At 36.8% G+C, this 14,561-nt stretch carries 16 protein-coding genes; 9 read left to right on the forward strand and 7 right to left on the reverse strand.

From position 1 onward, the window contains the following. Window positions 1-486: 486 nt before the first annotated feature. The 4 genes from ilvA to JOD29_RS11035 all read right to left on the reverse strand — a co-directional run bounded on the left by ilvA (window position 487) and on the right by JOD29_RS11035 (window position 4,759). Window positions 487-1,749 (reverse strand): threonine ammonia-lyase IlvA, encoded by a 1,263-nt coding sequence (gene ilvA / locus JOD29_RS11020; protein WP_124763494.1) that lies wholly within the window; start codon window positions 1,747-1,749, stop codon window positions 487-489. Window positions 1,750-2,093: 344 nt separating this feature from the next. Further along, window positions 2,094-3,443 carry a YjiH family protein gene (locus tag JOD29_RS11025; protein WP_124763492.1) on the reverse strand — a complete coding sequence of 450 codons (1,350 nt, stop codon included), beginning with the start codon at window positions 3,441-3,443 and terminating at the stop codon, window positions 2,094-2,096. A gap of 271 nt (window positions 3,444-3,714) precedes the next feature. Then, window positions 3,715-4,392 (reverse strand): bacillithiol biosynthesis deacetylase BshB2, encoded by a 678-nt coding sequence (gene bshB2, locus JOD29_RS11030; RefSeq protein ID WP_124763490.1) that lies wholly within the window; start codon window positions 4,390-4,392, stop codon window positions 3,715-3,717. Between the two features lie 16 nt (window positions 4,393-4,408). Then, a complete protein-coding gene (locus JOD29_RS11035; protein WP_124763488.1) occupies window positions 4,409-4,759 on the reverse strand; it encodes a YojF family protein in 351 nt (116 codons plus the stop codon). Between the two features lie 194 nt (window positions 4,760-4,953). Here JOD29_RS11035 and JOD29_RS11040 point away from each other — a divergent pair, with 194 nt between their 5' ends. The 5 genes from JOD29_RS11040 to JOD29_RS11060 all read left to right on the forward strand — a co-directional run bounded on the left by JOD29_RS11040 (window position 4,954) and on the right by JOD29_RS11060 (window position 8,045). Further along, window positions 4,954-5,637 (forward strand): uracil-DNA glycosylase, encoded by a 684-nt coding sequence (locus tag JOD29_RS11040; protein WP_124763486.1) that lies wholly within the window; start codon window positions 4,954-4,956, stop codon window positions 5,635-5,637. A gap of 78 nt (window positions 5,638-5,715) precedes the next feature. Beyond that, the gene (locus tag JOD29_RS11045) at window positions 5,716-5,895 is read left to right on the forward strand and encodes a uracil-DNA glycosylase (protein WP_124763484.1); all 180 of its coding nucleotides are present in this window, start codon (window positions 5,716-5,718) and stop codon (window positions 5,893-5,895) included. After that, the gene (locus JOD29_RS11050) at window positions 5,892-6,164 is read left to right on the forward strand and encodes a YwdI family protein (RefSeq protein ID WP_124763482.1); all 273 of its coding nucleotides are present in this window, start codon (window positions 5,892-5,894) and stop codon (window positions 6,162-6,164) included. The genes JOD29_RS11045 and JOD29_RS11050 overlap by 4 nt, the downstream gene beginning before the upstream one ends. A 96-nt stretch (window positions 6,165-6,260) precedes the next feature. Further along, window positions 6,261-6,641: a DUF423 domain-containing protein gene (locus JOD29_RS11055; protein WP_124763480.1), complete on the forward strand. Its 381-nt coding sequence runs from the start codon at window positions 6,261-6,263 to the stop codon at window positions 6,639-6,641. A gap of 213 nt (window positions 6,642-6,854) precedes the next feature. Continuing rightward, the gene (locus tag JOD29_RS11060; RefSeq protein ID WP_124763478.1) at window positions 6,855-8,045 is read left to right on the forward strand and encodes a M20 family metallopeptidase; all 1,191 of its coding nucleotides are present in this window, start codon (window positions 6,855-6,857) and stop codon (window positions 8,043-8,045) included. Between the two features lie 166 nt (window positions 8,046-8,211). Here the strand turns inward: JOD29_RS11060 and gerQ are convergent, their stop codons facing one another. Next, entirely contained in the window at window positions 8,212-8,631 is a 420-nt protein-coding gene (gene gerQ / locus JOD29_RS11065) for a spore coat protein GerQ (RefSeq protein WP_420844554.1), read from the reverse strand. A gap of 485 nt (window positions 8,632-9,116) precedes the next feature. Between gerQ and JOD29_RS11070 the strand changes: the two genes are divergently transcribed. Next, a complete protein-coding gene (locus JOD29_RS11070) occupies window positions 9,117-9,281 on the forward strand; it encodes a hypothetical protein (protein WP_192894193.1) in 165 nt (54 codons plus the stop codon). Window positions 9,282-9,415: 134 nt separating this feature from the next. Here JOD29_RS11070 and hemQ read toward each other — a convergent pair whose 3' ends face one another. Further along, window positions 9,416-10,171 (reverse strand): hydrogen peroxide-dependent heme synthase, encoded by a 756-nt coding sequence (gene hemQ / locus JOD29_RS11075; RefSeq protein ID WP_124763476.1) that lies wholly within the window; start codon window positions 10,169-10,171, stop codon window positions 9,416-9,418. Between the two features lie 246 nt (window positions 10,172-10,417). On the opposite strand from hemQ, the gene lipL reads away from it, so the two are divergent. Further along, window positions 10,418-11,248: an octanoyl-[GcvH]:protein N-octanoyltransferase gene (gene lipL, locus JOD29_RS11080; RefSeq protein WP_124763474.1), complete on the forward strand. Its 831-nt coding sequence runs from the start codon at window positions 10,418-10,420 to the stop codon at window positions 11,246-11,248. A 448-nt stretch (window positions 11,249-11,696) separates the two neighbouring features. Here the strand turns inward: lipL and JOD29_RS11085 are convergent, their stop codons facing one another. Then, window positions 11,697-12,353: an RsfA family transcriptional regulator gene (locus JOD29_RS11085; RefSeq protein ID WP_124763472.1), complete on the reverse strand. Its 657-nt coding sequence runs from the start codon at window positions 12,351-12,353 to the stop codon at window positions 11,697-11,699. A 272-nt stretch (window positions 12,354-12,625) separates the two neighbouring features. Here JOD29_RS11085 and JOD29_RS11090 point away from each other — a divergent pair, with 272 nt between their 5' ends. Together JOD29_RS11090 and JOD29_RS11095 are read left to right on the forward strand one after the other, a co-directional pair. Then, the gene (locus tag JOD29_RS11090) at window positions 12,626-12,853 is read left to right on the forward strand and encodes a YuzB family protein (protein ID WP_124763470.1); all 228 of its coding nucleotides are present in this window, start codon (window positions 12,626-12,628) and stop codon (window positions 12,851-12,853) included. 368 nt (window positions 12,854-13,221) lie between these two features. Continuing rightward, complete coding sequence (locus tag JOD29_RS11095) at window positions 13,222-14,523, forward strand: HD domain-containing protein (protein WP_124763468.1); 1,302 nt, start codon at window positions 13,222-13,224, stop codon at window positions 14,521-14,523. Window positions 14,524-14,561 lie beyond the last annotated feature (38 nt).

Consider the following 14,561-nt stretch of genomic DNA (forward strand, 5'->3'; position numbering starts at 1 on the left):
CGTAAAGGTGAAGTAGTCGCACGTAAAGAGGCAGCCCTCGCACGTAACCCGATGAAACTCGCACGAAAAACGAGCCCGCGCACGTAAAGGTGAAGAAGTCGCACGTAAAGAGGTAGCCCGCGCACGTAACCCGATGAAACTCGCACATAAAAGAGCCATAGTCGCACGAAAAACAAGCCCGCGCACGTAAAGATGAAGAACCCGCACGTAACCCGACGAACCCCGCACGTAAAAGAACCAAAGTCGCACGAAAAACGAGCCCGCGCACGTAACCCGACGAATTTCGCACATAAACTTGTGAAAGTCGCACATAAACTCGCGAAAGCCGCACATAAACTCGCGAAAGCCGCACATAAACTCGCGAAAGCCGCACATAAACTCGCGAAAGCCGCACATAAACTCACGAATCCCACATATAAACTCACTAAAACCCGCACATAAAAAAACCCCCTCGCACCAAAGCGCGAGAGGGAGCAAACTACTACATTAAACTAACAAATTAAATAATTGGCTATCTTTATTGATTTCAGTGAATTCGAAGCCGTTGACACGCATGCGGTCGATAAGGCCTTCGTAATCTTCAGGTTTGCTTACTTCGATTCCGACTAATGCTGGGCCACTTTCTTTGCTGTTTTTCTTAGTATATTCAAACGTTGTAATATCATCGTTTGGACCAAGAACAACTGTTAAGAATTGGCGTAACGCACCTGCGCGTTGAGGGAAGTTCACGATGAAATAGTAAAGTAACCCTTCGAATAATAAAGATTTCTCTTTGATTTCTTGCATACGACTAATGTCATTGTTTCCGCCAGTGATGACAGCAACAGCCGTTTTACCTTTAATTTGATCGGCATATAGATCAAGTGCTGCAACTGGAAGCGCACCAGATGGTTCAGCTACAATTGCATGCTTATTGTATAAATCTAAAATCGTCGTACTTACTTTTCCCTCTGGAACCAGGACAATATCATCTAAATACTGTTTGCAGATTTCATAAGTTAAGTTACCGATACATTGTACAGCAGTGCCATCACAGAATTTATCAATTTTTGCAAGTGTTGTTGGGCCGTTGTTTTCGAATGCCGCTTTCATACTAGCAGCACCTGCTGGCTCCACACCGATTACCTGACTCGTAGGTGATAGATTCTTCACATAGGCTGCAATCCCTGACATTAGACCGCCTCCGCCAATACCTCCGAAGATAAAGTCGATTGGTGCTTCGATATCGTTCATTACTTCAACAGCTACTGTACCTTGTCCAGCGATGATATCTAAATCATTGAATGGATGAATGAAAATCATTTCATGCTCATCGCAATATTCCATAGCAGCTGCAGCTGAATCATCAAAAGTATCGCCAGCTAAAATTATTTCTACTTTATTTCGACCAAACATACGCACTTGGTCAATTTTTTGTTTTGGTGTAGTTAAAGGCATAAAGATCGCACCTTTAATATTTAAATGTGCACATGCAAAGGCCACCCCTTGTGCATGGTTGCCTGCACTTGCACAAACCACACCGCTTGCTCTTGCATCGCTTTCAATTTTTTTTATTTTATAATAAGCCCCGCGTAATTTAAATGAACGGACATGTTGTAAATCTTCGCGTTTAAAATAGATGTTGGCGCTATATTTTTCAGATAAGTATTCGTTTTTGATAAGTGGTGTATGTAATACAACATCTTTTAATAGATGATGTGCTCTTAAGATGCTTTCAACAGCTAAAGTTTTTGTGTCAGTGACTTCCATCGTGTCGTAACCTCCAATATAAATTAAAACATTGATTTATTCTAACACAAAAAAGGCGCTTTTTTCACAAATATTTACCTTATTCTAAAAATTTCATCAATAAACATATTGAAATGGTGAATCTTAGGAACTCACGTCGAAATGGAATCCCAATCTCTCTTAATTTATTGATAATGAGTCAAATCTTTAAGCAATTTTTTAATCCTAATGCAATCGATTCTTGACGTTAATAGCGATATGTAAAACTATCACTTTAGTACAAAAAAAGAGCCAGCAACAGGCTAGCTCTTTTGACCGTCTTGTGCATCCCGAGTCCGCGAATCGAAAAGGGGTTTTGCGCATAATTAGAATAGAATATGTGCAATCAATGCAATAATTGGCATTGAAATTAATGTACGGATTAAGAAAATCAAAAATAAATCCCAAATTTTTAATGGAAGCTTTGTTCCTAAAATTAAACCACCGACTTCTGACATATAGATTAATTGCGTTACAGAAATCGTTGCAATGAAGAAACGAGTCATTTCGGATTCAATTCCAGCACCTAAAATAGAAGGTAATAGCATGTCCGCAAACCCAACAATCATCGTTTGTGCAGCCTCATCAGCATGTGGAATTTGTAAAAGAGTTAGTAGTGGCTCAAAGGGCATACCTAAAATTTTAAAGAAATCAGTGTATTCAGCAAGAACTAATGCAATCGTACCGAACGACATAATGACTGGCGTGATGGCAAACCACATTTCAAGAACATTTTTAAATCCTGATGAAATTACTTTTCCTAAATTTTTATTGTCATCAGCTTTTGTTAAAGCATTGTGTAAACCAAATGTTAACGCATTATAGCCTTGAGGAACGTCCTCGTTTTTATTTGGATTAGAACCATCAATGTTTAAATCTGCTTTACCGCGTAATGGGAAAATACGAGGCATAATTACCGCTAAAATAATACCAACTAAAATAACTGTACCGTAAAATTGTAAGAAATAATTGTTAAGACCCACTGTATCTAACACAACAAGACAAAAAGTAATAGACACTACAGAAAATGTTGTTGCAATCGTTGCAGCCTCACGTGCAGTATAGTTACCTTCCTCATATTGTTTACTTGTTAATAAAACCCCGATTGTGCCATCTCCAACCCAAGAAGCCAAACAGTCAATAGCTGCTCGACCAGGAATTTTGAATAATGGACGCATAATTTTTACCATCATGGAGCCAAAAAATTCAAGTAAACCAAAGTCCGTTAATAAAGGAAGTAATAAACCTGCAAATAAAAATAGTGAAAACATCATTGTAACTAATCCACCATCTGGAGCGATTAATAATCCTGCAGTATTATCACTTGTAAAGCTTTCTGGACCTACTTGGAATAAATACATTGCCGCAAAAATAACAGCTAAAATACGCATAACCGTCCAGAACCAATTCACACGGAATAAAGAATCAACGAGTGAACGTTCTTCTTTCTCTGGCGTGAATTGCATCATAACTGATCCTACTGCTGCAATAATAAAGACAACTAATGCAAACCAATGAATAAATGAAGTTACATTCGCTGCTAAAGTATTTGAAAGTATTGCGATGGGAACCTTTAAACCGTCTGATGTATTAATTGGGGTAATAAATAAAAATACCCCGAAAATCGATAGAACGATGAAAAGGAACCATGTATATGGAGTGAATTTTTTTGTCATATTGATAACCTCTTCTAGTTAGTATTTCAAATTGAATATTTATACACTATAATTGCTTTGAAATTATATGTCTATATTCGGTGAATAAGAAAAACAATTCAGAAACTTCTAAATGCGCAAAGGCTATCAATATTTCTACTTTGAATTCACTTTTGTATTCGTTAAACAGTTTTTTAATTTAAATTAGTGTATATTTTATGAATAGGAAAAGGGGTAGGTAAATGTTACCTACCCCGAAAAAATAAGGTGAAAAACTAATAATTATGCAATTTTAATCTTTGAATTCATAATTGTAGTATGGTTCGAAGTTTAACCAACTTTCGCTCATTGGTCTACCTTCTTCAACGCGTTTTGTTGTTTCCTCCATCATCCATGCAGTTTGCGAAGCATGAGCCTGAAGCGCTTTGATTTTATCCTGTTTTACACTACTAACATCGTTTTTAAATGTTGGTTCACCAATGTTTGCAATCGTGTTATTTGCAAAAGCAACTGCAGTAATACGAGGACGGTCATTTTTGGGTATACGACGAACAGCTTCAACAACAGCACGAGCAGTTGCTTCATGGTCTGGGTGTACAGCATAACCAGGGTAGAATGTAATGATTAGGGAAGGGTTTAATTCGTCTATTAAATCTGTTACGAGTTTAACCATTTTTTCATCATTTTCAAATTCAACTGTTTTGTCGCGTAGTCCCATCATACGTAAATCTTCAATCCCCATAGCAGCACATGCATTAATTAATTCTTTGCGACGAATCTCAGGTAGTGATTCACGTGTTGCAAAAGGTGGGTTACCTAAGTTACGCCCCATTTCCCCAAGAGTTAGGCAGGCATATGTAACTGGGACCCCCATGTTGCGATACAATCTAATTGTTCCAGCAGATGAGAAGGCTTCATCATCTGGATGAGGGAAGACAACTAAAACATGACGTTCAGGTTGTAAAGACATCTATTATTTCACCCCTTTAATAAGTAAATGGCGTTTCGCTAATCTCTAAAGCGACCGCTAATTTTCCTGTATAGTCTAATCCGGCCATCAATAATCGACCTTTTTCATCTAACTCATAGTGAGTAATTCCTTGGGCATATACCCATCCGTGTTCCATTTTTAATCCAACTCTATGTGGTGTGTCGTCGACTACTTTTCCAAGTTCGAATCGAATTTTCACATTACGGATGAAAGCGCCAGCGTTAAATACGTTTTCGTTAAAATGGGTTGCATATGATCCATTCGTTGTTTCTAGATGAATATAGACGTCTTTGTTAGCAAAAGAATTAAGCAATTCTTGGACCTTGTTCACTTCAACCTTTTCCATCCTAATTCTCCTCCTTTCACATCTATGTACTTTATAGTATAGTAAAAAACTTGAATTAATGAAAAGAAAAAGTAAAGTACCTGTCATTCAAACGATTCTATACCTTTAAAATTATATAGTGATGGGACCATAAAAATTCTTCCTTGAAACTTTAATAATATTCAAGTACGTTGGAAAGGAAAGAGGTGTCACAGGTGAAAGATGCTTTAAAAAATGATTGGCAAGAAATTTTATCAGCAGAAATGAATCAACCATATTACGGGGAATTACAAAGTTTTGTTGCACAGCAATACAACATATCAACAGTTTATCCACCAAAGGATGAAGTGATGAGCGCTTTTAATTCGGTCCCTTACAAAGAAGTGAAAGTTGTCATTTTGGGGCAGGATCCATATCATGGTCCTGGACAAGCGAATGGCATGTGTTTTTCAGTAAAGCCAGGCGTTCAGCAGCCACCAAGTTTAAGAAATATATTTAAAGAATTACATCAAGATATTGGTTGTGAAATACCAAAAGAGGGCTACCTAATGGGGTGGGCGAAACAGGGAGTCTTCCTTTTAAATACTGTACTGACCGTTCGCCAAGGTGAAGCGAATTCACATAGAGGAATGGGATGGGAACAATTTACCGACACAGTGATTGCTAAGTTGGCAGAACGTCCTGATCCTATTATTTTTGTGTTATGGGGGCGGCCAGCACAAACAAAACGCACAATAATCGAAAAACACGGTGAACATCATTACATTTTACAAGCACCTCATCCAAGCCCATTAAGTGCACATAGAGGTTTTTTTGGAAGTAAGCCATTTTCACAAATTAACGCAAAACTAAGTGAATGGGGAAAGCAACCAATTGAATGGTGTTTAATAGAGTCGTAGAAAAAAGACCCTATTTGTTTGCTTTTCACCTCCTATGAAATCATGGTAAAGTGTTATAGAAAGTGAGGGGAGCATTTGTTGAAAGTGAATTGTTTTAATTGTCAACATTTCCGTGTAACTTGGGATCAACATAACCCTCGTGGTTGCAGTGCGTATCAATTTAAATCAAAACAGGTTCCTTCATTAGTCGTGAAGCAATCTTCTGGACTAGAATGTATGAAATTTAAACAGAAGCAAATGCAGGGGGTTAAACGATGATTTCCTATGAAACTCTACTTAGAGAAATTGAAAAACATTTAACAAGTGCAAAAAATACATCGCACGAACAACAATTACGTGAACAGCTTATTGCAATTAAAGCTCTTTGTGATGTAGCACTATCAAACAGCATAGAAATACAAGTGAACCAAAAAGTCTTCGAACATCAAGTAAGTCAGCCAGTGGTATTGGAAAATAAAAATACCTCACTCTCTTCAACGAAACTACAAGAAAACGATGCAAATGGTGAGTCTATTTTTGATTTTTAAACATTAAGAGAATAATTTTCCTTATGATATAAAAGTTGTTCAATAGATTTTTTTCTGTGGGAAAAAGTTAAAACATATATTAAGGAGGCTTTACATATGAAAGGAGCCATTATTTCAGGCGCAATCCATGGATTCCTAGCGGTAGCGTTCGGTGCGTTTGGAGCACATGCTTTAAAAGAAATACTTAATGAATACAGTTCAGGTATTTGGGATACAGCAGTTCAATATCAAATGTTTCATGCTTCTGCACTACTTGTAATTGGTATTTTAATGAGTTCAAAATTGTTTGGAGACGTGAAACAATTAAAATGGGCAACTATTTGTATGAATTTAGGAATTGTCTTTTTCTCAGGTAGTTTATTTATTCTAGCGATTTCAGGGATTGGTATACTAGGTGCGATTACACCAATTGGTGGCGTTTTATTTTTATCCGGATGGATTTTGGTCATCGTATCAGCAACTAAATATGCGAAATAAGAGAAACCCAAAAGACTGCTCAAGTGCATTTCTTTTGGGTTTTTTTCTGCCCATGCATTAGAAATTACAACTTTTCAATGAAATTCACCTATTAATCTATTAATTTTCATACTATTCTTTCTACTTTTCGTGTAACATTAATTTAAAGGCTAGTTACTTATCTACATATGTATGAGCTTACTGTTTAGGTTCAACTAGAAAGGGGTTAATGATTTGGATAATTTATTTTCAACATTACAAAATTATTTTGAGGAAATGGTTTCAATCCGTCGTTATTTACATGCGAATCCAGAACTTTCTTTTCAAGAGGTGCATACACCTGCTTACATCGCAAACTACCATCGTGAATTAGGATTAGAAGTACGCGAGGGGGTTGGAGAACGTGGAGTTGTGGCCACATTACGCGGTGGAAAACCAGGAAAAACTGTTGCCTTACGTGCCGATTTTGATGCACTTGCGATTCAAGAATTAAATGAACTTCCATATAAATCAAAAGTAGATGGTGTCATGCATGCATGTGGACATGATGGCCATACAGCAACCTTATTAGTACTAGCAAAAGTTTTATCGGAAATACGTGAAGAGATCGCAGGAAATGTTGTCTTCATTCATCAACATGCAGAAGAGATTACTCCAGGTGGCGCAAAAGCGATGATTGAGGATGGTTGTCTAGATGGAGTAGATGTAATTTTTGGTACTCACTTATGGGCACCAACACCTCTAGGAGACATATGGGTAAGAAGTGGCCCAATAATGGCAGCTGCAGATGGGTTTGAAATTACTATTCAAGGGAAAGGGGGGCATGGTGCAGAACCTCATAAATCGATCGATGCAGTTGTCGTAGGTTCTCAATTCGTAACGCAATTACAAACGATTGTATCTCGTCGAGTAGATCCTTTAAAATCTGCGGTTGTTTCAGTAGGACACTTTGAAGCATTAAATCCGTTTAATGTTATTGCAGATCAAGTTGTGTTAAAAGGAACAGTTCGTACATTTGAGGATGATGTTCGTTCGTTGATTGAAAAAGAAATCGAAACCTTAATTAAATCGGTGTGTGACGGCTTCCATGCTACTTATGAATTTAATTATTACCGTGGATATCCACCGGTTGTCAACCATAAAAAAGAGACGCATTATCTTGCGGAAGTGGCGTGCCAAATACCAGAGGTTCGGAATGTCGTTGAATGCCAACCGTTAATGATTAGTGAAGACTTTGCTTACTACTTAGAAAAAGTACCTGGCACATTCTTCATTACAGGAGCAAAAAATCCAGAATGGGAAACAGCCTATCCACATCACCATGCTAGATTTGACTTTGATGAGAGTGCGATGTTGATTGCTGCGAAAACATTAGGACTTGCCACATTAAATTATTTAAATCAAGGTAAATGTTTGATGAAATAAAACTGCTTTACTAAAAATAGACGTATATATGATTATGTCTACAATGGCAGGAATGCCTGTAGTTTCCGTTTCTTATAATTAGAAATACAGAAGTTTCATCTCATACAAAAAATTAAACCCACTTCATGGAACTGTTTATATCCATGAGGTGGGTTTTTAAGTATGTTTATCTTCTAGTAGGAAGGCCAGGTGTTTGATTGAAATAAGCCAGTTCTTCATCAAACTCAGCAAAGTCAAAGTAAATCATTGGGAATAAGAAACGATGACCTGTACTTGGATCGCTAATGATTGCGTGGTCACGTCCTGCTGCTTCTACATAGCCACGTACTACTTTAGTATTTCCTTGGCCATTAATACCTGCTGCTTCTGGTACAGTAAAATAGAAGGTCCCAATTTTCCCACGGTTTAATCGTAAAATGTTTTCGATATAAGACTCTTCACGTTGTAAGGCCGGAGTCCCTGGTGGTGCCATAGGTGAAGTACCAGGTAATTGACTAGGTGTCTGAGGAGTCTGAGGTGTTTGTGTCATAGGAAACTGATAAATTGGTTGTTGTTGCGCAGTTGGATTCCAATAATAATAAGCCACAAAAACATCCTTTCATTTAAGTTTAATCAATATCAGGGCAAACCCCTACAGCAGGTGAGAGGAAACAATGTGATTTAGAGCCCCCTGTACTCCCTAGGTAAACCTCTGAGCTAGACATGAGCAACGTGCATGTAAGAAACTTGAGCTTAATTAGCTCCTATAACCGCGTTTTTACATACCTCCTTAAAACAATGTATGCATCAGGACGATAAACAGAATAAAAAAATGAAAAAAGTATCAAAAAATGCCAAGATTGTTCGAATGGTGTCAGCTAAAAGTATTTTAAAGTGTATAAAATTATTTGAATGTCAATAAAATATAATGATGTGTTTGATAAAATTTTAGCATGTAATTAGAGTTTATTATTAAACTACTCAAATTGTTACAACTTTTTGTGGTGGTCGAATAGATAGTAGTTAAGGTGAAGCATATTGGAAAAGCGGCGATTGGGATATACTACTAGACATCTTTTAGGGGTTGGTTTTATGCAGGTTGGAATCTGGATCGCGATTATTTTTAGTGCTGTTTTGTCATTTCTTTTAGGTAATTATTTTAATCAGCCACTGCATTGGTATTTGTTTATTTTGCTCATCTTAATTGGATTTTTCATCAATACGATTATATTAATTTTAAAAGCAAATGATGATTAATGATAAACAAAAAAGACATGAGTCGTTAAAAATGACTCATGTCTTTTTTTGTGGATAAAGCGAATAATCCGTTACGCAAGTAGTTAACTATAGTCAACAAAAGCAGCTAGACGTACTCGCTCAGCTTTTTCTTATTATTTATTAACTGAAAGGAATTTTGCTAGTTTTTCGTTGTCTAAAACGTTTCCAACTAAAAATTCACCAAATTCGCCGTAACGTGCTGATACTTCGTCAAAACGCATTTCGTAGACGATTTTTTTGAATTGAAGCATGTCATCAGAGAATAGAGTTACACCCCACTCATGATCATCGAAACCAACAGAACCAGTAATATATTGTTTTACTTTACCAGCATAACTACGACCGATTAAGCCGTGTGAACGCATTAACTCACGACGCTCGTCCATGCTTAACATATACCAGTTATCATTACCTTCACGACGTTTGTCCATTGGGTAGAAGCATACATATTTTGTACGTGGAAGTTCAGGATATAAACGTGCACGTACATGCGGATTTTGATATGGATCCTCATCCGATTCTTTTGACAGGTAGTTAGAAAGCTCAACAACTGAAACATATGAATACGTAGGAATTGTGAAATCTGCAATAGCAAGTTTATTGAACTCTGCTTCTAATTCTTGCAATTCTTCAGGTGTTTCGCGAAGAATCATTAACATGAAATCAGCTTTTTGACCAATAATCGAGTAAAAAGCATGAGAGCCTGTTTTTGCAACATGTGCTTCATTTAAGTTTTCTAGGTACTTTAAAAATTCTTCTGTAGCTTGTTGACGTTCCTCAGCGGATACAAGTTTCCAAGAAGCCCAATCAATTGAACGGAAATCGTGTAAACAGTACCAACCATCTAGGGTCATTGCTGCTTCGTTCATTTAAAACACTCCCTTAATTGATAATCATTCACAATTATCTTAGCATAAGTTGTCTAAATTTCCTTATCTGAGAACTAACAATTTAATGAACTTCATTTATTTAACATCTTTCTTAGACAACTCATAAGTACTGAGGGATAAAAAGCATCCAGATAAATTCAATGTCATTATGTGCACTTTTATTCAAAATTAATTTCGTGTATGCTAAAAGTTAGAATTAATTCGAACTTAGGGAGTTATCAAATTATGAACCAGTTACTAACTCAACAAACATGGCGATTTATAGATCAGTCCATTAGTGCTAAAAATCGTTCACCACTCGAGTCTTTTGCAATGGATGACACACTATGTCATTTAGTTGGTCAACAAATGACATCTTCTACTATTCGAACTTGGGTGCATGATCATACCGTTGTACTAGGTATACAAGATCACCGCTTGCCATTTGTACAAGAGGGAATTGAGTATTTGAAAAGTGGCGGGTATGATTCGATTGTACGTAATTCTGGTGGACTAGCGGTAGTCCTTGATGAAGGTGTATTAAACGTTTCTATTGTTCTTTCAGAAAAGCAAAATGCAATTAATATTAATTCGGGCTATGACGTAATGGTTGATTTTATTAAATTGCTTTTCCCATCAGTAGCAAATCAAATAGAAGCTTATGAAATTGTGGGATCTTACTGTCCTGGAACTTATGATTTAAGTATAGGAGGTAAAAAGTTTGCTGGGATTTCCCAACGACGATTACGTGATGGAGTTGCGGTACAAATTTATTTGTGTATTGAGGGAAGTGGAAGTGAACGTGCCCAATTAATTAAAAACTTCTATGATAGCAGTTTAAAAGGGGAAGAGACAAAATTCTCGTATCCTAATATTCAGCCTGAAGTAATGGCCAGTTTAAGTGAGTTACTAAATGAAAAGATAACTGTTCAAGAGACAGTTCTTAACCTTCAAACATTATTACAAAACTTATCAAGTAATTTTCACCCCATCCAATTAAATGAAGAGGAAACAGAACTTTATACCTTTTATTTAAAACGCGTGTTAGAACGTAACGAAAAAATGTTAGCAAAGTAGAAAAGCGGAGGCGGCTCGTTCAGCTGCGACAGGCACTGGAGACTTCCGAGAAGCATGCTTGCATGCGTAGGAGGAAGTTGAAGTGACCGAGCAGCTAGCCGCCGGAGCTAGACATCAAGAAAAGCGGAGGCGGCTCGTTCAGCTGCGACAGGCACTGGAGACTTCCGAGAAGCATGCTTGCATGCGTAGGAGGAAGTTGAAGTGACCGAGCAGCTAGCCGCCGGAGCTAGACATCAAGAAAAGCGGAGGCGGCTCGTTCAGCTGCGCGTCTGCGCAAACGCCACGTCCTGTGGCATTTGCGGCACTTGTACCTCCTTGTACTTCGGAGACTTCCGAGAAGCATGTTTGCATGCGTAGGAGGAAGTTGAAGTGACCGAGCAGCTAGCTGCCGGAGCTAGACATCGAGAAAAGCGGAGGCGGCTCATTAAAGAAAAAAACGTGAATGTGCTTAGTTAGGCACATCCACGTTTTCTTTCTCTGGATTACTATTAGAATAGTTGGCTACAAGATTACCGTTCTTCTCCATTTTAAAAACTGGGGCTACACGTTGTTCATCATCATCTAGTGTTACTAATCTACGAGCACGATTCATAATCTGAACAAATTGTTCATAGTCTTCACGAATCTCTTTATTTTCTCTTTCTAATCGAGCTAACTCTCGTTCTAGTTCTTTTACTTTTTCAGTAGAAGCATTTGCAACATGACGCCATTTTGTAGCTTCATTATCAGATCCACCTTGTAAGCGAATTAAGTAAGCTATGACAATATCAAGTGAAAGTGCAGATAAAGGAATAGATTTAGCTGTTGTTTCGTCATCTTGTGATGGTAATAAATACACACCTTGATTGCGACGTCTACCATTCATTCCTAATAATCGCATTCTTTCTTTTCTTTCTTTTTTTGCTTCCGCCAAGTCTTTTTCATATAATTTGCGTACAACTGCATTCCAACGGAAACCACATGCAGCTGCAGTTCTATTAAGCTTGTCACCGGCTTCTTCAAAAGCATTTAATTGTGTACTACCTTCCTTGACATGTCTAATAACCGCTTCAGCTAGTAATTCATCATTTTCTTTTAACCACGCATCTTGTCTAATTTTGACCATTTTAAAAACCTCCTACCATGTTTATAGTTATTTGTTTAACTCTAAACATATCATGTCCAACATGTTCCAATTTTAATCATATAATTCATTTAAAATAGAGATTTTTTATAGTAATTTGCTATTTAAGTTCAGACCTTTGAAGGAAAATTGCGTTTTTGCTTGAATGACGGAGGATGTATAGGCTAAAATAGCAGATAGATTAAAATTTTGATTTTGTAAATAGACTCTATTTAGAATATGAAATTATACAAATAGAAGGGGTTGTTGACAAAATGGCAAACGAATTTCGAGTTTGCGATGAATGTCAGGCCGTTAATTTAAAAACGTTAATTCCAAAATTAAAAAAACTAGATCCAGATGCAACGATTGAAATTGGCTGTCATTCATATTGTGGTCCAGGACGCAAAAAAACATTTACTTTTGTAAACGGTCGACCAGTAAATGCCTTAACTGAGGAAGAGTTAATGGAAAAAGTAAAAGCGAAATTAAAAGATAAATGACAAGTAAGCTATCTTCTTAATATGAAGATAGTTTTTTTATTATCTATTGAAATTGAAATCTAAAAAATGTGCTGAATAGGAAGTAACATTCATATTAATAAATCGGAAGTATTTGAGGAATAGGCAAAGACTAATTCTTATTCAGATAATTTTGCTAAAAGTTAAGCATCATTTACAGAGGATTTTCGCATTTATGAGCTGAAGTTGAATACAAGTTTTAAAGTTGGAAGTTTCAAACTTTATTCGAGGAATCTAGTAACTAATAGAAAACAACGAATTGTATCTATATTATAGTAGAAATCACGTGTAAATAAGGAAAATCTCTCATATAATAAGAGGTAAGATTTTGGGTGTAGGGGAGTGATCATTTGCAAAATTACGGGAAAGCTAAATTAGTAGAAGAGAAAGTATTTAAAGATCCGGTTCACCGTTATATACATGTACGTGATCAAGTAATTTGGGATTTAATAAGCACTAAAGAATTTCAACGATTACGTCGAGTTCGCCAATTAGGCACTACATATTTAGTGTTTCATGGAGCAGAGCATAGTCGTTTTAACCATTCGCTAGGCGTCTATGAAATTGTGCGTCGTATTGTAGATGATATCTTTTCAGGTCGACCAGATTGGGATGAAAACGAACGTCTCGTTGTATTATGTGCAGCTCTATTACATGATTTGGGGCACGGGCCATTTTCACATGCTTTTGAAAATGTATTCCACACTGACCATGAGTATTATACTAGACAAATCTTACTTGGAAATACCGAAGTCAATGATGTTTTAAACCGTGTTTCTGAAGGATTTCCTGAAAAAGTAGCTCAAGTGATTGAAAAAACGTATCCGAATGAAACGGTCGTCTCGTTAATTTCTAGTCAAATAGATGCTGACCGTATGGATTATCTCCAGCGTGATGCCTATTATACTGGAGTAAGTTATGGCCACTTTGATATGGAACGAATACTGAGAGTCATGCGACCAAGAAAAAACAAAGTAGTCATTAAAGCAAGTGGTATGCATGCTGTTGAGGACTATATCATGTCACGCTACCAAATGTACTTGCAAGTTTATTTCCACCCAGTATCAAGAAGTGCTGAAGTTGTTTTGAATCACATTTTAAAACGAGTGAAACAACTCAGTATAGAGGGATATCAATTTGCTGTTGAACCAACTCATTTCAAGCCTTTCTTTAAAGGGCAAATCTCATTGGAAGATTATCTTTCATTAGATGAGTATATTTTGTACACCTACTTCCAATCATGGATGAAAGAAAAAGACCCAATATTAAGTGACTTATGTTCTCGTTTTGTAAATAGAAATTTATTCAAATATGCTAATTTAAATCCAGAAGAAGATCCTGAAAAGTTTAATCAGATAAAGAATCTTTTAGTAGAAGCAGGGATGGATCCTGATTATTATTTATATCATGATTGCACTTCTGATTTACCTTATGATTTTTATCGGCCAGGTGAAGAGAGCACGCGAATTCCGATCTTTTTAGAAAAGCCAAATGGCGAGATACGTGAATTATCTCAGGAATCTCTCGTAGTAGATGCCATTGCAGGCAGAATTAAAACAGATCACAAAGTTTATTATCCAAAAGAATTATTAAATAGGGGAAAAGGAAGCCATATTAAACAAGAACTATTAGAAGCTTTACGTTCTAAATAGGTGTAGTGTAGCGGGAAAGATGTTTCCTTTGCTTTTTA

It is taken from the genome of Lysinibacillus composti, assembly GCF_016908465.1.
GTDB classification, from domain to species: domain Bacteria; phylum Bacillota; class Bacilli; order Bacillales_A; family Planococcaceae; genus Ureibacillus; species Ureibacillus composti_A.